Origin of the sequence: Streptococcus oralis subsp. tigurinus (assembly GCF_002093545.1) — a bacterium.
GTDB lineage: Bacteria > Bacillota > Bacilli > Lactobacillales > Streptococcaceae > Streptococcus > Streptococcus oralis_C.
The window spans coordinates 119955-138261 of record NZ_LNVF01000002.1; the positions used below are offsets into that span (position 1 = coordinate 119955).

Annotated in this window: 16 protein-coding genes; 12 read left to right on the top strand and 4 right to left on the bottom strand. The window is 41.7% G+C overall.

Annotated features, from left to right (window positions below; all coding sequences use genetic code 11):
• Positions 1–51: 51 nt before the first annotated feature.
• The 5 genes from ATE34_RS04550 to dltD all read left to right on the top strand — a co-directional run bounded on the left by ATE34_RS04550 (position 52) and on the right by dltD (position 5707).
• A complete protein-coding gene (locus tag ATE34_RS04550) occupies positions 52–1425 on the top strand; it encodes a M20 family metallopeptidase (protein ID WP_084911194.1) in 1374 nt (457 codons plus the stop codon).
• On the top strand, positions 1418–2479 hold the full coding sequence (locus tag ATE34_RS04555; RefSeq protein ID WP_000085663.1) for a methionine ABC transporter ATP-binding protein: 1062 nt from the start codon (positions 1418–1420) through the stop codon (positions 2477–2479). Before ATE34_RS04550 ends, ATE34_RS04555 begins: the two co-directional genes overlap by 8 nt.
• A 1-nt stretch (position 2480) precedes the next feature.
• The gene (locus ATE34_RS04560; protein WP_000444640.1) at positions 2481–3173 is read left to right on the top strand and encodes a methionine ABC transporter permease; all 693 of its coding nucleotides are present in this window, start codon (positions 2481–2483) and stop codon (positions 3171–3173) included.
• 159 nt (positions 3174–3332) lie between these two features.
• Positions 3333–4487 carry a D-alanyl-lipoteichoic acid biosynthesis protein DltB gene (gene dltB, locus ATE34_RS04565; protein WP_084911195.1) on the top strand — a complete coding sequence of 385 codons (1155 nt, stop codon included), beginning with the start codon at positions 3333–3335 and terminating at the stop codon, positions 4485–4487.
• A gap of 47 nt (positions 4488–4534) precedes the next feature.
• Positions 4535–5707 carry a D-alanyl-lipoteichoic acid biosynthesis protein DltD gene (gene dltD, locus ATE34_RS04570; RefSeq protein WP_084911196.1) on the top strand — a complete coding sequence of 391 codons (1173 nt, stop codon included), beginning with the start codon at positions 4535–4537 and terminating at the stop codon, positions 5705–5707.
• Between the two features lie 174 nt (positions 5708–5881).
• On the opposite strand, the gene ATE34_RS04575 is transcribed toward dltD, so the two are convergent.
• On the bottom strand, positions 5882–6451 hold the full coding sequence (locus ATE34_RS04575; RefSeq protein ID WP_061598925.1) for an MptD family putative ECF transporter S component: 570 nt from the start codon (positions 6449–6451) through the stop codon (positions 5882–5884).
• Positions 6452–6584: 133 nt separating this feature from the next.
• Between ATE34_RS04575 and ATE34_RS04580 the strand changes: the two genes are divergently transcribed.
• The 5 genes from ATE34_RS04580 (at position 6585) to nrdI (ending at position 11285) form a co-directional block, all read left to right on the top strand.
• The gene (locus ATE34_RS04580; RefSeq protein WP_084911197.1) at positions 6585–7199 is read left to right on the top strand and encodes a YesL family protein; all 615 of its coding nucleotides are present in this window, start codon (positions 6585–6587) and stop codon (positions 7197–7199) included.
• Complete coding sequence (locus tag ATE34_RS04585) at positions 7177–8847, top strand: sensor histidine kinase (protein WP_084911198.1); 1671 nt, start codon at positions 7177–7179, stop codon at positions 8845–8847. Before ATE34_RS04580 ends, ATE34_RS04585 begins: the two co-directional genes overlap by 23 nt.
• An 11-nt stretch (positions 8848–8858) precedes the next feature.
• A complete protein-coding gene (locus ATE34_RS04590; protein WP_061598921.1) occupies positions 8859–10145 on the top strand; it encodes a response regulator transcription factor in 1287 nt (428 codons plus the stop codon).
• A 58-nt stretch (positions 10146–10203) separates the two neighbouring features.
• On the top strand, positions 10204–10737 hold the full coding sequence (locus ATE34_RS04595) for an ABC transporter permease (protein WP_000740035.1): 534 nt from the start codon (positions 10204–10206) through the stop codon (positions 10735–10737).
• 77 nt (positions 10738–10814) lie between these two features.
• Complete coding sequence (gene nrdI, locus ATE34_RS04600; protein ID WP_007520838.1) at positions 10815–11285, top strand: class Ib ribonucleoside-diphosphate reductase assembly flavoprotein NrdI; 471 nt, start codon at positions 10815–10817, stop codon at positions 11283–11285.
• Positions 11286–11365: 80 nt separating this feature from the next.
• Here nrdI and ATE34_RS04605 read toward each other — a convergent pair whose 3' ends face one another.
• From ATE34_RS04605 to argS, 3 genes are all read right to left on the bottom strand, one after another.
• Complete coding sequence (locus tag ATE34_RS04605; RefSeq protein WP_061598920.1) at positions 11366–12628, bottom strand: NRAMP family divalent metal transporter; 1263 nt, start codon at positions 12626–12628, stop codon at positions 11366–11368.
• 212 nt (positions 12629–12840) lie between these two features.
• The gene (locus ATE34_RS04610; protein ID WP_000084848.1) at positions 12841–13086 is read right to left on the bottom strand and encodes a hypothetical protein; all 246 of its coding nucleotides are present in this window, start codon (positions 13084–13086) and stop codon (positions 12841–12843) included.
• Positions 13087–13413: 327 nt separating this feature from the next.
• Positions 13414–15105: an arginine--tRNA ligase gene (argS, locus tag ATE34_RS04615; protein ID WP_084911199.1), complete on the bottom strand. Its 1692-nt coding sequence runs from the start codon at positions 15103–15105 to the stop codon at positions 13414–13416.
• Between the two features lie 155 nt (positions 15106–15260).
• Between argS and argR the strand changes: the two genes are divergently transcribed.
• Complete coding sequence (gene argR, locus ATE34_RS04620; RefSeq protein WP_084911200.1) at positions 15261–15707, top strand: arginine repressor; 447 nt, start codon at positions 15261–15263, stop codon at positions 15705–15707.
• A 50-nt stretch (positions 15708–15757) separates the two neighbouring features.
• Positions 15758–18292 (top strand): DNA mismatch repair protein MutS, encoded by a 2535-nt coding sequence (mutS, locus tag ATE34_RS04625; protein ID WP_084911201.1) that lies wholly within the window; start codon positions 15758–15760, stop codon positions 18290–18292.
• Positions 18293–18307: the final 15 nt, after the last annotated feature.

The window sequence follows — 18307 nt, forward strand, 5'->3', positions numbered from 1 at the left end:
AGAGCATGGATTGTAAAAAAGACTATAGGTTCATAGAAAGGTAGAGAGAATATGGTTTTTCCTAGCGAACAAGAACAGATTGAAAAATTTGAAAAGGATCATGTAGCCCAACATTATTTTGAAGTCTTGCGCACCTTAATTTCCAAGAAATCAGTCTTTGCCCAGCAGGTTGGACTCAAGGAAGTCGCAAACTATCTGGGTGAGATTTTCAAGCGAGTAGGGGCTGAAGTGGAGATTGATGGGACTTACACGGCGCCCTTTGTCATGGCACATTTCAAGAGTTCGCGTCCGGATGCCAAGACCTTGATTTTCTATAACCACTATGACACTGTGCCGGCGGATGGTGACCAGGTGTGGACAGAGGATCCTTTTACCCTTTCTGTGCGAAATGGCTTTATGTATGGACGTGGGGTTGACGACGATAAGGGCCATATTACGGCTCGTTTGAGTGCTCTGAGAAAGTATATGCAGCACCATGATGACCTGCCTGTCAATATCAGCTTTATCATGGAGGGAGCGGAGGAATCCGCTTCTATGGATCTAGATAAGTATTTAGAGAAACATGCAGACAAACTTCGTGGGGCGGATTTGTTGGTCTGGGAACAAGGAACCAAAAATGCCTTGGAACAGCTAGAAATTTCTGGTGGAAATAAGGGGATTGTGACCTTTGATGCCAAGGTAAAAAGCGCTGATGTCGATATCCATTCTAGTTATGGTGGGGTTGTGGAATCAGCTCCGTGGTACCTCCTCCAAGCCTTACAGTCTCTTCGTGCAGCAGATGGCCGTATCTTAGTAGAAGGTTTGTACGAGGATGTTCAAGAGCCAAATGAACGAGAACTAGCCTTGGTGGATACCTATGCCCAACGAAATCCAGGGGAAATCAGTCAGATTTATGGTTTGGAATTGCCTCTCTTACAAGAGGACCGTGCAGCCTTCCTAAAACGTTTCTTTTTTGAGCCAGCTCTTAATATCGAAGGGATTCAGTCAGGTTATCAAGGGCAAGGAGTTAAAACAATTTTGCCAGCAGAAGCCAGCGCTAAGTTAGAAGTTCGTTTGGTTCCTGGCCTAGAACCGCATGATGTTCTGGAAAAAATTCGGAAACAGCTAGACAAAAATGGCTTTGATAAGGTAGAATTATACTATACCTTGGGAGAGATGAGCTATCGAAGCGATATGAGCGCACCTGCCATTCTCAATGTGATCGAGTTGGCCAAGAAATTCTATCCACAGGGCGTTTCAGTCTTGCCGACTACAGCAGGAACAGGACCTATGCATACGGTCTTTGACGCCCTAGAGGTACCAATGGTGGCCTTCGGTTTAGGGAATGCCAATAGCCGAGACCACGGTGGAGATGAAAACGTGCGGATCGCCGATTACTACACCCATATTGAATTAGTAGAGGAGCTGATTAGAAGCTATGAGTAGAGATATTATCAAGTTAGATCAGATCGATGTGACTTTTCACCAAAAGAAGAGAACCATCACAGCAGTCAAGGATGTGACCATTCACATCCAAGAAGGGGATATCTACGGAATCGTTGGATATTCTGGAGCAGGAAAATCCACTCTAGTCCGGGTGATTAACCTCCTGCAAAAACCATCCGCAGGGAAAATTACCATTGACGACGATGTGATTTTTGATGGTAAGGTGACCTTGACGGCAGAGCAGTTGCGTCGCAAACGTCAAGATATCGGGATGATTTTCCAGCATTTCAACCTCATGAGTCAAAAAACAGCAGAGGAAAATGTAGCCTTTGCCCTTAAACACTCTGGACTCAGCAAGGAAGAAAAGAAAGCAAAAGTTGCTAAGTTGTTAGACTTGGTTGGTTTGGCAGATCGTGCTGAAAACTACCCTTCACAACTATCTGGAGGGCAAAAACAGCGTGTGGCCATTGCGCGTGCCTTGGCAAATGATCCGAAAATTTTGATTTCAGATGAGTCAACGTCTGCCCTTGACCCTAAAACAACCAAGCAAATTTTGGCCTTGTTGCAAGATTTGAACCAAAAATTAGGCTTGACTGTTGTCTTGATTACGCATGAAATGCAGATTGTCAAAGACATTGCCAACCGTGTGGCGGTCATGCAGGATGGGCATTTGATTGAAGAGGGCAGTGTCCTTGAAATCTTCTCAGACCCTAAACAGCCTTTGACCCAAGACTTTATCTCAACTGCCACAGGTATTGACGAAGCCATGGTCAAGATTGAGAAGCAAGAAATCGTAGAGCATTTATCTGAGAACAGTATCTTAGTGCAACTCAAATACGCTGGGGCTTCGACAGACGAGCCACTTTTGAATGAATTGTACAAGCGTTACCAAGTAACGGCTAATATCCTTTATGGAAATATCGAAATTCTCGATGGCACTCCTGTTGGAGAATTGGTTGTGGTCTTGTCAGGTGAAAAAGCAGCGCTAGCAGGTGCTCAAGAAGCTATTCGTCAAGCAGGCGTACAGCTAAAAGTATTGAAGGGAGGACAGTAAGATGGAATCATTGATTCAAACCTATTTACCAAATGTCTATAAAATGGGCTGGGCTGGTCAAGCAGGCTGGGGAACGGCTATCTACCTAACCCTTTATATGACAGTTCTTTCCTTCATCATCGGAGGGTTCTTGGGGCTGGTGGCAGGTCTTTTCCTCGTCTTGACAGCACCAGGCGGTGTCTTGGAAAATAAGGTTATCTTTTGGATTTTAGACAAGATTACCTCTATTTTTCGTGCGGTTCCCTTCATCATCCTCTTGGCAATCATGTCGCCACTGTCTCACTTGATTGTGAAGACTAGTATCGGGCCAAATGCAGCCCTTGTCCCCCTTTCTTTTGCAGTCTTTGCCTTCTTTGCCCGTCAGGTGCAGGTGGTCTTGGCTGAGCTGGATGGCGGTGTCATTGAGGCGGCTCAAGCGAGCGGAGCGACCTTCTGGGATATCGTGGGTGTTTACCTATCAGAAGGCCTTCCAGATTTGATTCGTGTGACGACGGTGACCTTGATTTCCCTTGTTGGGGAAACAGCCATGGCCGGTGCGGTTGGTGCTGGTGGTATCGGTAACGTGGCTATTGCCTATGGGTTTAATCGTTACAATCACGATGTGACCATCTTGGCGACCATCATTATCATCTTGATTATCTTTACAATCCAGTTCTTGGGAGATTTCTTGACCAAGAAATTAAGTCATAAATAATGGAAGGAGCCCAACGGGACTCCTTTTTGTTTTCTCACCGAAATGCAAGAAGAGTAAAGTTTCTTTTTAGAAATATGCTATAATAAAGAAAGGCCCCTCAATTAGCAAATCGGAAAGTTTGCTGTAGGAGGGATGATAATGTAAAGGAGTCTAGCTGGTATGAATTATTTCGAGGGGAATGAGTTTTTCCTTCTCTTATTTGTAGTTTTACTGATTGGTTTTGTGGTAAACTTTTTTGAAAAACGTAAGGACTACTATATTTTGGTGCTCTCCCTCTTATTTGCAGGAGCTATCTATGGTAAGAGTCGAGCGATGATGGTCTATTTGTTTGCCTTTGTCGTTTATCAATATTTTCTGGTTTTTCTAGCGCAGAGGATAGAGGCAAAGAGGCTGAAACCACTGGTTTTCCTTTCCATTCTTCCTTTGGTAATCAATAAAGTCTTTGCCCTGACTTCTCTGCATTTGTTGGCCTTTATTGGAATTTCCTACATGTCCTTTAAGACCATTCAGATCATGCTGGAGATATCGGATGGCTTGATCAAAGAAAAAGTCAGTGTAAAAGATTATCTACAGTTTTTACTCTTTTTCCCAACGGTTAGTGCTGGTCCGATTGATCGGAGTAGGAGATTTTTAAAAGAGATAAACGAGGTCATGCCTCGAAAAGAGTATCTAGAGTTAGCAGGGGACGGTGTGTATCGTATCGTTCTAGGCCTTCTTTACAAGGTTGTTTTATCAACCTATGTTTACCAGATGTTACTTGCTCTAAGCAATACGGGCACAGTCGTCTACTCAATCAAGTATATGTACCTCTATACCTCGTATCTGTTCTTCGACTTTGCAGGCTACAGTCTAATGGCCGTTGGAAGTAGTAATATTCTAGGTATTCAGACACCGATGAACTTTAACAAACCTTTCTTGAGTGTCGATATCAAGGATTTCTGGACCAGATGGCATATCACCTTGTCGACCTGGTTGAGAGATTTTGTGTTTTCAAGAGTATTGATGCAGGTTATCAGGAAAAAATGGTTTAAAAATAGACTACACAATGCAACCTATGCCTATATGGTCAATATGTTGGTCATGGGTTTTTGGCATGGTCTTAGTGTAAGCTATATTGTTTATGGTTTTTACCATGGTGTCTTGATGGCTGGATTTGAGGTGTATCAAAAGAAAAGCAATTTTTATAAGAAAAATAAAAACAAAAACTGGTATAAGCTACTAAGTTGGTTTGTGACCATGAATTTGGTTATGGTTGGTTTCTTTATCTTTTCAGGTGAACCCTATAAAATCTTGCTTACGATTTTAAAGAGATAAGAGATTGAAAAGAAGTCTGCCAGATTGAAGGGATAGGATAAAACGAGATGATTAAATTAAAAGCATTTTTACTATCGCTTGTGCTCGTAATTGCGACGCTTGCCCTTTTAAATGTGACGTATGTCAAGAAGATTGATGATTATTATAAAGTCAAGGATAACAGTATTCGTTATAGCACCTCGTATGAAAAGTATAAAAGTAGAGATATTCTGACAAGCAATATCACCCCCAATACACTGGTTCTAATGGGTTCTTCAGAGTTGGTTGCGACGATAAATGAAGACTATCATCCAAATAAAATTTTTAACTACAACGATTTTAATGTCATGCAGATTGGGACTAGTTATTCTCAAAACATCATTCAGGCTACGACCTTGGGCTCTATTGAAGGATCTATGAGTAAGCGAAAAGTAGCTATAGTAGAGTCGGTTCAGTGGTTTGAAAAAGATGGGACCCATCAAGATGCCTTTTTGAACAAGGCTTCTCAGGAACATATTTTCCACATGCTAGATAATGACAAGATTAGTAAGGAAACGAAAGAAAAACTGATCAATCGTATTATTGAAATCACCAAGGGAAACAAGCAACAAAATGACATCTACAAAAAATATAAAAGTTATTTCATAGATGGAAAAGGGACTATTGTTGATAAAAAACTACTAGAGTTTGAGAACGCGATGTATTCCTTTAAGCTCAAACAGACTTTTTATCAAAAACATGCTAAATCAGATTATCCTTCACTAGGAGACAAAACCCCAGACTATGATTGGCAGAAGATGACGAATCAGTTTGTGGAAGAGGTCAAAAAGAAAACAGACAATAATGACTATGCTGTTGATAATAACTACTACAATACCTACCTAAAAGATCGCTATGCATCACTGAAGGATTCTAATAAAGATTTGAGTTATCTGGAGTCACCGGAGTATTCAGATATGGAACTTTTCTTGACAGTTGCTAAGGAATTGGGCATTGAAGTTGAGGTTATTATTTTCCCAGTAAACGGGAAATGGAACGACTACACTGGTGTCTCAAGAGAAATGCGAGAAAAAACTTATAAAAAAATAGAAGATGTCGCAAAAAGCCATGGTGCAACGGTACTAAACTATGGAAATAGAGAGTATGATGATTACTTTTTATTTGACGTGATGCACGTTGGAGTGAAAGGATGGATGGAAGTTGAAAAAGAACTTTACAAATTTGCAAATCAAGCTAACTAACACACATCGATTAATCTTGTGGACCCTATTTTTCTATACGGTTATCTTAAGCATCGTGATTTACTGTTTTGTGACTGATTTTTCGAATATTCAAGAATTTATCTATAGTGAATTCTAAGATTGTATACAAAAAGGCCCTGGAACTAGGTGTTGCTAGTCTTCAGGGCTTTTATCTTATAGTTTATCGGCAATTTTTTGACTTAGAAATTGCCCCATCACAGCCCCCATCAAGGCGCCTATGAGGATGCTTGAAACAAAGAGAAGGATTTTGTCTAACTCTGGAGTGACCATGATACGGTCGATGTATTCTTGTGACTTTCCACGCGCGAGTAAGGTGGCCACGTAAGATTGGGGGCTGACCCACATGAGGAAGATAGGACCACTTGTGCTAAAAGCAAAGACGAGGAAGGAGAGGGTATTTTTGATTCGGTCTTTGTAGTTGCCGAGACGAGCAATAGCATCTGCTGCAAGACCGCAGGCGACAGCTGGTAGAAAAGCGCCTGCTCCGTGTTTACTAGCTAGGAAAAAGAGAGCCATAAAGAGTCCGAGAGTGGTAATGGCACCAAAACGAGGAACTTTTACCAGAAGAAGCATGTAGACGCTCCCTCCAACAAGGGCAGAAAAGGCAGGCGCATAGAACATATTGCCCGTTGAGTCGACCAGGTGTCCTAGGAAGACTCCAATCCCTACACAGAGAAAGTAGAGGACGGCGGCCAAGAGGGTGGTTAAGATATTTTTCTTCATGAGAATCTCCTTGATGCGAATTAACAAAACCAATTGTATCACGCTTTTTAAGGATTGTAAATGGAAACTCTATATTTTTGAAAACGCTTGAAATATGATATAATGGTTACATTGTTAGTTTAAGGAGAGTAACATGGGAAAATTTCTAGAATTCGTCTTTAATCGTATCTTTTTGGGAATGATTGCGACGGCTTATTTCTGGCTATTAACACTGGCAGGAGGAGTGGCCTTTGGTTTGGCACCAGCTAGTGCCACCCTTATGAGTTTGTATGCGGAGCATGGTTATACCTATCGAGCATACCATTTGAAGGAAGCTTGGGAATTGTATAAGAGCAATTTTGTCAAGAGTAATCTGGCTTTCTATAGTTTTGTGTTTGTTGATCTTGTCCTAGTTTATGGTTTGTATCTTCTAGTTCAATTGCCCCACCAGACGATTTTCCATCTCTTGGCGACCTTTCTCAATGTCCTTGTAGTTGCTCTTGTTTTTCTAGCCTACACTGTTTCCTTGAAACTTCAGGTGTACTTTGATTTATCCTACCAAAACACTTTGAAACTATCCCTTATCGGGATTTTTATGAGCTTACCTGCGATTGCCAAGGCTTTACTCGGGTCCGCTCTCCTTGTAGGAGTTGGTTATTATATGCCTGCCTTGCTCTTTTTTGTAGGAATTGGAATGTGGCATTTCTTTATCAGTGATATGTTGGAACCTATTTATGAAAGTATCCATGAAAAATTGGCGACAAAATAGAATGAAGCAGTTCTGGCTTCACTCTCTTTTACGGATTTATAGTTTGGTTATGATCGTGGTCATTGCCAGTTTTGCGATTATGCTATCGTATGCTGACTGGGACTCGCGTGAGAAAGAGGCCCAACGGGTTGCAGAACGTGTGACCACTCGGACAGTGAGTGAAGTGGAATACTATCACAGAGAGTCAACCCGACTTGCTCAGTCTTTGGTTGAGAATCAGGCCCGCATCGAAGGAATTTACAAGTATTTCAGTCTCAGCACACCAGACTACTTCTATTGGCAATTAGAGCGTAAAACTTCGCCTTATATTTCTGTATCCCTGTATGAAAATATTGATAATATCTATGTTCGGAATGATTTTGTGACTGGAGTGGCTATTGTCCTTCAGGACTATAAGGAAGTGTATGTTTCGACTAGAGAAAAACGCAGCGGAGAGAAAGTTCCTGCGGAGGATTTTAAGCCGACAGCCAACAGTTTTGCCATTCCTGTTTCCGATCCTGTGTCTGACAAGGATTTAGGAGTGATCTATATCTCCTTATCGCCAAATGTTCTTCATGGAGCTATTGACAATACAAGGGGCCATATCCCGATGGCTGTAACAGTAACTTCTCCTTTTGAGACCGAGATGTTCCATATTGGGGAGAAGGTATCAGCCGAGAGGGAGAACTGGTTTGTAGGTGTCACCTCTCACGGTTATCAGGTTCGAGCTGCTGTTCCTAAAAATTTTGTTCTTACAGGAACTTTGACGAGTTCAGCTATCATTATTGGGCTAAGTATCCTCTTTATCATCATTTTGTACGTGACCCTTAGACAGACTTTCTCAAATTACCAAAAACAAGTCGTAGACCTAGTAGATTCGATAGAGGTGATTGCTCAAGGAGAAGAAGGCCTTCGAATCGATACCTCTGAAAAAGACCAAGAGTTGCTTCTCATTGCAGAAACAACCAATGATATGTTGGATCGTCTGGAAAAAAATATCCACGATATCTATCAGCTAGAGCTCAGTCAAAAGGATGCCAATATGCGAGCTCTACAAGCTCAAATTAATCCTCACTTTATGTACAATACTCTGGAGTTTTTACGGATGTATGCCGTCATGGCAAGTCAGGATGAACTGGCAGATATTATCTATGAATTTAGTAGCTTGTTACGCAACAATATCTCCGACGAGCGGGAAACCACGCTGAAGCAGGAGTTGGAATTCTGCCGAAAATATAGCTATCTCTGCATGGTGCGTTATCCTAAATCCATTGCTTATGGTTTCAAGATTGCACCAGAATTGGAAGAAATGAGGATTCCAAAATTTACACTCCAACCATTAGTAGAAAACTACTTTGCCCATGGTGTTGACCATCGCAGAACAGATAATGTCATCAGTATCAAAGCCTTGAAGGGTCAAGGATTCGTTGAAATCTTAGTAGTAGACAATGGTCGGGGAATGTCCTCTGAGAAACTAGCTAGCTTGCAAGAAAAATTAGCTCAACGAAGTTTTGAACACGAGGCAAGCTATAGTGGGGAGCGGCAATCAATTGGAATAGTAAATGTACACGAACGCTTTGTTCTCTACTTTGGGGATCGCTACCAAATCAGTGTAGAGTCAGCTGAGCAAGAAGGTGTTCGTTACCATATCACTATCCAGGATGAATAGAAAGGGTAGAAATGTATAAAGTTTTATTAGTAGACGATGAGTACATGGTGACAGAGGGGCTCAAGCGATTAATCCCCTTTGAAAAATGGGATATGCAAGTCGTCGCGACAGCTAATCACGCAGATGATGCTTTGGACTATGTTAAGAAAAATCCAGTGGATGTGATCATTTCCGATGTCAACATGCCAGATAAGACAGGACTTGAGATGATTAGGGAAATGAAAGAGCTACTTCCAGATACCTATTATATCTTGCTGTCTGGTTATCAGGAGTTTGATTATGTCAAAAAAGCCATGAACCTTAGTGTCGTGGATTATCTGGTCAAGCCAGTAGACAAGGTGGAGTTGGGCAATTTACTAGAAAAGATTGCGCTACAGCTTCAAGAAAAGGTGGAGCAAAGTCAGACCCTCAGTCAAGAATTAGATGAAGAAGGCTTTATCAGTTTCTTAGCAGGTAAAGAAAACTGGTGGATAGGACTTTCAAAGGAAAAGCAAGGCTCTTTTACCATTCCTTACTATGTTTTGGGGCAAGACTGGCAGATTTTCATCTCTGATCAACCGCTCGATGGCATCGTCGTGACACCATTTGAAGCACCCTACCAGCAGTCCTTTGAGAATTGGAAGATCAATGCTGAAAAAGCCCTCTTCTACGGTTCAGTCAATCTAGAAAAATCCGAGAGTTTGTTTGCTTATTACGAGCCGATTTATCGGGTGATTATCCAAGGGAATATCAATCAAATCATCGAAGAATTAACCCTGCTAGAGAAGGTTGTTTTGAAGAATACCCCGCGCGTGGCCATCACGAAGCAGCTCTTCACCCAGTTTGTCATGGATGTCTTCCATTTGTTTGAACACCTAAAAGCAGATGATATGACGGAGATTGTCAAAGCCATCCATGCCATTAACTCCTTTGAAGAATTGGTTGCCTATATCAAAGAAACCTTGACCAAGTTCTTTGGCCAGTACCGCATGAATGAAAATGTGGTGAGCGTTCTGGAGGTGATTGGGCGTGATTATCAGAAAGAGCTCTCGCTTAAGGATATCAGCAAGGATCTCTTTATCAATCCTGTCTATCTCGGTCAGCTAATCAAGAGAGAAACCAACTCAACCTTTGCGGAATTGCTCAATAAACAGCGAATCAAAGCAGCGCAACAGCTCTTGCTTTCAACTAATGATAGTATTGAAGATGTTTGCTATGCTGTCGGTTACAGTAACGTTGGATATTTCTACAAGGTTTTCCGTAAATTGTGCGGAAAATCACCGAAAGCCTATCGCAAACAAGTTGAAACCAACTTGTAAAAGTTGTATTCCTGTACAAAAAATGCTATAATGTTCAAAATATCTTATGGAGGAAAACATGAAAAAGAATCCTATTTATCTTTGGGTTTTGTTAGTCCTATCAGCCCTCATTTCATCTATGTCACTATTTGGAATCTTGAGTCCATTGCCAAGTAAAGATGCTCTTCGTGCTAGCCTGGCGAATAGCGGGACGCTTACTGCCCAGCAATTAGAAGACACGGTCAACTATACTTACAAAGTGTCAGAATCCTCTCACTCTATTTTTAATATGTTGTTGATTGTTTTATCTGCAATTTTAGTTGTAGTAGCCTTTGTGTTTCTCGTACGTAAAAACGTACAATTCGCAAACTATACTTATGTTGGCTATGTTCTACTAGCTATTGTTGGTTTGGTTTATAGCTATATGAACGTTCAAGATGCAGTCCAATTAATCAAAGATAGTGCCCTTGGCTTAGGAATGGGAGCATTAGCAAAAGGAACGAATATTTTGTTCATCATCATCAATGTTCTCTTTTTAGCCTTAGTCTTTTACAAGATGTGGCGCCAACAAAAGGACTTGGCTGAGGAAGTTGAAGCAGAAGAAGCTGCCTAAGTATTGACAAAAAAGAACTATCAAGTTACAATTTTGGTAGTTCTTTTTATATCGTAAACATAAAAATCGAGGTCAACATGAAAAAAATATCCTTAGTGTATATCAGTCTGAGTGGGAATACAGAAAGTTTTGTAACCCGACTCAAGGACTATCTCTTGTCCCAGTACGAAGGGATTGAGGTCCAAAAAATCCATATCAAGGACCTAGTCAAGGAAGGTCAAGAATTCTTTGAAATGGAACATCCCTATATCGCTTTTTTGCCGACCTATCTAGAAGGTGGGAATGGTGTCGATAACGGCGATGTTGAGATTTTAACAACTCCACTGGGCGACTTTATCGCCTATGGGGACAATGCTAGTAAGTGTTTTGGGGTAGTGGGATCTGGTAATCGCAATTTTAACAATCAATACTGCCTGACAGCCAAGCAGTATAGTCAGCGCTTTGGTTTCCCAGTTTTGGCTGACTTTGAAATGCGTGGTATGCTGGGAGATATTAAAAAGGTCGCAGCAATCATTGCAGATTTGTATGAGTTAGAAACAGAAAAATAAAGTAGTACTGAGGGGCAGTTGAGATTTTCAACTGCTTTTTGTGTATACAAAAAGCACCCCGTAAGGGTGCCATTTATAAACTATCCTGCTTTTCCGATAGCAAGTGCATAGATAAAGAAGATAGCGAAGCCAAAGAGGAAAATCAATCCTGCGATAGCGAGGAGCTTTAGCCAAGAAGGAAGATTTTTATTTTCACGTGTCACCAATACATAGTTCAAAAGAGCGAAGAATGGTGTTGTCAGGAAAGAACCAATCATGGCGAAGCGGAGCATGGTAGAAACTTGACCAGCAAAGAACTTGATGATGACGATACCGATAATAGCTGTGAGGGTCATCCAGATGTTCAAAGATTTGCTATCATCCTCTTTTTGACGAATCAAGAGTCGCAGCGATTCCTGATTGACACGAGAGTAACCATCGATAACGGTGATGACTGTTCCAAAGATACAAAGAAAGGCGATGAAGGTGATCAAATAACGGGACCATTCTCCAAGAACAGAGGCATACATACCCACGAATTGAGAAATGTACTTAGCTGAAGCGGCTTCAACTGCTTGTCCTGTAGGATACTGAATGAGTGCTCCGAGTGCTACAAAGAATACAGCCAGGATAGCAGTTCCAATGTAACCAACGTTAAAGTCGAAAAGGGCGTCCTCTGTATTAAAGTTGACAGTCTTTTTCTTTTCAGCAGACCAGAGTGAGTTGATGGCTGAAATTTCAATAGGGGCAGGCATCCATCCTAGGAGGGAAACAATAAAAGGGAGGGCCGCCATTTGCCAAGGTGTCTTTTCGACAAAATCAGAGCTGTATTCTGGATGCTTAATTGCTGCAATGATAACTGCAAGAACAGTTGCAATAGTCAAAGCAGACATGATCCATTTTGCCATACCATCCAACAGTTTGTAGCCACCAAAGAGTAGCATGGCCCAAATGACTGCAACAAGGATGAGGGACCATTGAGTGATGCTAAGACCGATCATTGGAAAAGCGCTAGCGATGATGGCTGAGCAAAGGATAGCGACCCCAGCTGTATTGACCATAGCAGAAAAGACATTGAGGATAAAGAAAATCCAGAGATAGAGTTTCCCTTTTTCAGCGTAGCCTTCGACCAAGGTTTTACCAGTATCAGCAGTATATTCTGCACCAAAACGGAAAAATGGATATTTAAAAACATTGGCCAAGATAACTAAGAGGAGTAGTGACCAACCATAAGAACCACCAGCTTGAGTGGAGGATACGATGTGAGAACCTCCAACGGCGGCAGAAGCCATGAGGATACCTGGCCCCATTGCCTTTAGTTTGCTTGTCCAGGTTGACTGGCTTGATAAAGTAACTTGTGACATAATAGATGCTCCCGTTTTTGAATTTTCAGAATAATCTGAATAGGTAGCTTCTATTTTACAAAAAACTTAAAAGAAATGCAAGAATATTTTGAAAAAAGTTAGAAAATCCTGAAAATTCACAAAAATCATATGAAAATAACTGTGACTTTTTCAAGGGGATAATGTTGACTAGGGCCAATAAAAATCCGAGAAGTTTCCTTCTCGGACTTTGGTCATTTTAATTGATCTGTGATGTCTTTTGATAGCAACATTCCCAGATGGTAAGTTTTATTGATATGTGCAATGACATCATTGATGTTGTCAGTCGTGTGAATTTTCTCTTTGATGTCAGCCTTAAATATTTCATCCTTCAAGAGTTGCTCTTGGTAGAGCTTTTGCAGTCTTTCTTTCTCGTACTTATTGAGCAGAAAAAGGAAAACCAAGCTAATTATAACGAGGATATAAGCATATTGGCTCATAGGAAATCTCCATGTATGATAAAGAAATAGTAGTGAATAGATCGAATTAGTGAAGCGCCTAACCAAATCTATGATAGGCTTTGACATTCGTTGCTTAGATTGACTTGCATTCAAGTGACTTGAAGATTACGACCAGCCCTTAAACTAATTAATAGATTTGATTGACCAATTTAGTGAGGTGTTTAGGCAAGTGTCTCTGGTTACGACGTAAAGAAACATAAATCGAGAATATTTATGTTTCTTTACTAGTGAAGCGCCAAGCCAAATCCCTGATAGGATTTGGTGTTAGTTACTTAGATTGCTTTGCAATCAAGTAACTTTGGCGATTTACATCTTCTCTGGCGCTTCTACCCCGAGCAAACGAAGAGCTTCTTTGAGGACGACTGCGGTTGCGTAGCTGAGGGCCAGACGACTGTCGCGCTCAGGACTTTCATCTAGGATACGTGTATGTGCATAATATTTGTTAAATGCTTGAGCCAAACTAATCGCAAATTTCGCAATGATAGAAGGTTCAAAGTTATCTGCTGCACGATTGATAATACGTGGGAAGTCTTGGAGTAGTTTAATGATTTCCCAGCTTTCAGCATCATTCAGGCTGTAGTTGCCAGCTGTATTTGGTTTAAAATCGGCTTTGCGCAAGATAGATTGGATACGAGCGTAGGCGTATTGAACGTAAGGCCCAGTTTCTCCTTCAAAGGATACCATAGCTTCAAGGTCGAAGTCATATCCATTTGTACGGTCGGTTTTAAGATCATAGAACTTGATAGCCCCAACTCCAACAGCGTGGGCAACCTGGTCTTTATTTTCTAACTCAGGATTTTTCGCTTCGATTTGGGCTTTGGCACGACTAACAGCCTCTGCAACAGTAGGCTCTAGCAAGATGACATTTCCTTTACGTGTAGAGAGTTTCTTCCCTTCTTTTGTTACCAATCCAAACGGAACATGGACAATGTCTTGACTCCAATCGTAGCCCATCTCTTGTAGTACTGCCTTGAGTTGTTTGAAGTGGGCAGATTGCTCTTGACCAACAACATAGATGGATTTTGCAAATTGGTATTCGTTTTTACGGTAAAGGGCTGCAGCCAAGTCACGTGTGATATAGAGAGTTGCACCATCAGATTTTTTGATAAGGGCTGGATGTTCAATTCCATATTTCTCAAGATTCACAACTTGGGCTCCTTCTGACTCAACAAGAAGTCCTTTTTCAGCGAGAATGTCTACAACAGCATCCATCTTATCGTTGTAAAAGGCTTCCCCGTTGTAGCTGTCAAATTCGACTTGCAATTCATTGTAAAGACGGTTAAATTCCACCAAACTTTCATCACGGAACCATTGCCAAAGTGCGAGAGCTTCCTCGTCTCCATTTTCAAGTTTACGGAACCATTCGCGTGCTTCTTCATCCAAGCTAGGGTCATTTTCAGCTTCAGCATTGATACGAACGTAGAGTTTAAGAAGTTCATCGATTGGATGAGCTTTTACAGCTTCTTCGTTGCCCCATTTTTTGTAGGCAACAATCAACATTCCAAACTGTTTACCCCAGTCTCCCAAATGGTTGACCTTGATTGTTTGATAGCCGATCTTTTGGAAAATATGTGACAAGCTATCCCCGATAACGGTTGAACGCAAGTGACCAATAGAGAATGGTTTAGCGATATTCGGACTAGACATATCGATAACGACATTTTCTTGTTTGCCAATATGTTGGTCAGCATAGTGTTCTTTTTCAGTGATAACAGCTTGCAATACTTGAGCAGAAATGGCAGATTTATCAAGGAAAAAGTTGACGTAAGGTCCTGTTGCGACAACCTTTTCAAAGGTTTGACTATTGATTTTTTCAGCAATATCTGCTGCAATCATTTGCGGAGCTTTACGCTCGACCTTTGCTAGAGAAAAGGCAGGGAAGGCGATGTCTCCCATTTCTGAGTTTTTAGGGGTTTCCAGTAAATTTAAAATAGCCTCTTGATCCAGGCTGTTAATGACGCTAGCCAACTCGCTAGCAATCAATTCTTTTGTATTCATAAGGGCTCCTTTTTGGACTTTTCTACTATTTTATCACAATTTACTACATTTTTTGAGAAAGAAGAGAATTTTTTTGAATTCTCTATTTTTTTTGGTATAATGTAGTTATAAAATAAATGTAAAATTTGTTATAAATATTCACTTAAGAGGATAATATGAGAAAAAGAGAACGACATCAATTGATTAAAAAGATGATCACCGAAGAGAAACTTGGGACACAAAAAGAGATTCAAGATCGTCTAGAAGCTCGTAATGTTTATGTGACACAAACGACTTTGTCACGTGATTTGCGTGAAATCGGCTTGACCAAGATCAAGAAAAATGATATGGTGTATTATGTACTAGCAAATGAGACAGATAAGATTGATTTAGTTGAGTTTTTGTCTCATCATTTAGAAGGAGTTGCAAGAGCAGAATTCACCTTGGTACTTCATACTAAACTTGGGGAAGCTGCAGTCTTAGCAAACATTGTAGATGCAAACAAGGATGAATGGATTTTAGGAACGGTTGCTGGTGCTAATACCTTATTGGTTATTTGTCGAGACCAGCACGTTGCCAAGCTGATGGAAGATCGTTTGCTAGATTTGATGAAAGATAAATAAGGTCTTGGGAGTTGCTCTCAAGACTTATTTTTAGCAAGGAGAGACGGAAAATGGCAACAGAAAAGCTATCACCCGGCATGCAACAGTATGTGGATATTAAGAAACAATACCCAGATGCTTTTTTGCTTTTTCAAATGGGTGATTTTTACGAGTTGTTCTATGAAGATGCAATTAATGCAGCGCAAATTTTAGAAATTTCCTTAACAAGTCGGAATAAAAATGCAGAAAATCCGATACCCATGGCGGGCGTCCCCTATCATTCTGCCCAACAGTATATCGATGTTCTGATTGAGCAGGGCTATAAAGTTGCTATAGCTGAACAGATGGAAGATCCCAAACAAGCAGTTGGGGTTGTCAAGCGAGAGGTGGTTCAGGTCATCACACCTGGTACAGTAGTCGATAGCAGTAAGCCCGATAGTCAGAATAACTTCCTCGTTGCTCTGGATCGTGATGGCAATCAATTTGGCCTGGCTTATATGGATCTAGTGACAGGTGATTTTTATGTGACAGGTTTATTGGATTTTACGCTGGTTTGTGGGGAAATTCGCAACCTCAAGGCTCGAGAAGTGGTGCTGGGTTATGACTTGTCTGAGGAAGAAGAACAAATCCTCAGCCGTCAGATGAATCTGGTACTTTCTTATGAAAAAGAAGGCTTTGAGGACCTTCATTTACTGGATTCACGTTTAGCAGCTGTGGAGCAAGCGGCAGCTAGTAAGCTCCTCCAGTATGTTCACCGGACCCAGATGCGGGAATTGAACCACCTCAAACCAGTTATCCGCTATGAAATCAAAGATTTCTTACAGATGGACTATGCGACCAAGGCTAGTCTGGATTTGGTTGAGAATGCCCGTTCAGGTAAGAAGCAAGGCAGTCTTTTCTGGCTTTTGGATGAAACCAAAACAGCTATGGGTATGCGACTCTTGCGTTCTTGGATTCATCGTCCTTTGATTGATAAGGAGCGAATCGTCCAACGTCAAGAGGTGGTGCAGGTCTTTCTTGACCACTTCTTTGAGCGTAGTGATTTAACGGACAGTCTCAAGGGTGTTTATGATATCGAACGCTTGGCTAGTCGGGTTTCTTTTGGCAAGACCAATCCTAAGGATCTCTTGCAATTGGCGACCACCTTATCCAGTGTACCACGGATTCGTGCGATTTTAGAAGGCATGGAGCAACCTGCTCTGGGCTATCTTATCGCACAGTTGGATGCCATTCCTGAGTTGGAGAGCTTGATTAGCGCAGCGATTGCTCCTGAAGCTCCTCACGTGATTATGGAAGGTGGCATTATCCGTACGGGATTTGATGAGACCTTAGACAAGTACCGTCGTGTGCTCAGAGAAGGGACTAGCTGGATTGCTGAGATTGAAGCTAAGGAGAGAGAACACTCTGGTATCAGTACGCTTAAGATTGACTACAATAAAAAAGATGGCTACTATTTCCATGTGACCAATTCGCAACTGGGGAATGTGCCAGCCCACTTTTTCCGCAAGGCGACGCTGAAAAACTCAGAACGCTTCGGTACTGAGGAATTAGCCCGTATCGAGGGAGATATGCTGGAGGCGCGTGAGAAGTCAGCCAACCTAGAGTACGAAATCTTTATGCGTATCCGTGAGGAAGTCGGTAAGTACATCCAGCGTTTGCAGGCTCTAGCCCAAGGTATTGCGACAGTTGATGTCTTGCAAAGTCTAGCAGTTGTGGCCGAAACCCAGCATTTGATTCGACCTGAGTTTGGAGAGGATTCGCGAATTGATATCCAGAAAGGGCGCCATGCGGTCGTTGAAAAGGTTATGGGGGCTCAGACTTATATTCCAAATACGATTCAGATGGCAGAAGATACGAGTATTCAACTGATTACAGGTCCCAACATGAGCGGGAAGTCTACCTACATGCGCCAGCTAGCTATGACGGCGGTTATGGCCCAGCTGGGTTCTTATGTGCCGGCAGAAAGCGCCCATTTGCCGATTTTTGATGCTATCTTTACTCGTATTGGAGCAGCAGATGACTTGGTTTCAGGTCAATCAACCTTCATGGTAGAGATGATGGAGGCTAACAATGCCATTTCGCATGCGACCGAGAACTCTCTCATTCTTTTTGATGAATTGGGACGCGGAACTGCAACTTATGACGGGATGGCTCTTGCTCAGTCCATCATCGAATACATTCATGAACATATCGGAGCCAAAACCCTCTTTGCGACCCACTACCATGAGTTGACCAGTCTGGAGTCCAGCTTGAAAAACTTGGTCAATGTCCATGTGGCGACCTTGGAGCAGGATGGGCAGGTTACCTTCCTTCATAAGATCGAACCAGGACCAGCTGACAAATCCTACGGTATCCACGTTGCTAAGATTGCTGGCTTGCCAGCAGAACTTTTAGCAAGGGCGGATAAGATATTGACTCAACTGGAGAATCAAGGGACGGAAAGTCCTGCTCCGATGAGAGGAACAAGTGCTGTTACTGAACAGATGTCACTCTTTGATGCGCCTGAAGAACATCCTATCCTAGCAGAATTAGCTCAACTGGATGTGTACAATATGACACCTATGCAGGCTATGAATGTCTTAGTTGAGTTCAAACAAAAATTATAAAAAGAATCCCACTCA

What these genes read in the sequence shown, in the direction of transcription:
- ATE34_RS04595 (WP_000740035.1), top strand. Translation starts at nt 10,204, where the DNA reads ATGAAAAAGAATCCTATTTATCTTTGGGTTTTGTTAGTCCTATCAGCC.
- ATE34_RS04605 (WP_061598920.1), bottom strand. Translation starts at nt 12,628, where the DNA reads ATGTCACAAGTTACTTTATCAAGCCAGTCAACCTGGACAAGCAAACTA.
- ATE34_RS04590 (WP_061598921.1), top strand. Translation starts at nt 8,859, where the DNA reads ATGTATAAAGTTTTATTAGTAGACGATGAGTACATGGTGACAGAGGGG.
- ATE34_RS04560 (WP_000444640.1), top strand. Translation starts at nt 2,481, where the DNA reads ATGGAATCATTGATTCAAACCTATTTACCAAATGTCTATAAAATGGGC.
- argR (WP_084911200.1), top strand. Translation starts at nt 15,261, where the DNA reads ATGAGAAAAAGAGAACGACATCAATTGATTAAAAAGATGATCACCGAA.
- dltD (WP_084911196.1), top strand. Translation starts at nt 4,535, where the DNA reads ATGATTAAATTAAAAGCATTTTTACTATCGCTTGTGCTCGTAATTGCG.
- nrdI (WP_007520838.1), top strand. Translation starts at nt 10,815, where the DNA reads ATGAAAAAAATATCCTTAGTGTATATCAGTCTGAGTGGGAATACAGAA.
- ATE34_RS04550 (WP_084911194.1), top strand. Translation starts at nt 52, where the DNA reads ATGGTTTTTCCTAGCGAACAAGAACAGATTGAAAAATTTGAAAAGGAT.
- ATE34_RS04575 (WP_061598925.1), bottom strand. Translation starts at nt 6,451, where the DNA reads ATGAAGAAAAATATCTTAACCACCCTCTTGGCCGCCGTCCTCTACTTT.
- ATE34_RS04610 (WP_000084848.1), bottom strand. Translation starts at nt 13,086, where the DNA reads ATGAGCCAATATGCTTATATCCTCGTTATAATTAGCTTGGTTTTCCTT.
- mutS (WP_084911201.1), top strand. Translation starts at nt 15,758, where the DNA reads ATGGCAACAGAAAAGCTATCACCCGGCATGCAACAGTATGTGGATATT.
- dltB (WP_084911195.1), top strand. Translation starts at nt 3,333, where the DNA reads ATGAATTATTTCGAGGGGAATGAGTTTTTCCTTCTCTTATTTGTAGTT.
- ATE34_RS04555 (WP_000085663.1), top strand. Translation starts at nt 1,418, where the DNA reads ATGAGTAGAGATATTATCAAGTTAGATCAGATCGATGTGACTTTTCAC.
- ATE34_RS04585 (WP_084911198.1), top strand. Translation starts at nt 7,177, where the DNA reads ATGAAAAATTGGCGACAAAATAGAATGAAGCAGTTCTGGCTTCACTCT.
- argS (WP_084911199.1), bottom strand. Translation starts at nt 15,105, where the DNA reads ATGAATACAAAAGAATTGATTGCTAGCGAGTTGGCTAGCGTCATTAAC.
- ATE34_RS04580 (WP_084911197.1), top strand. Translation starts at nt 6,585, where the DNA reads ATGGGAAAATTTCTAGAATTCGTCTTTAATCGTATCTTTTTGGGAATG.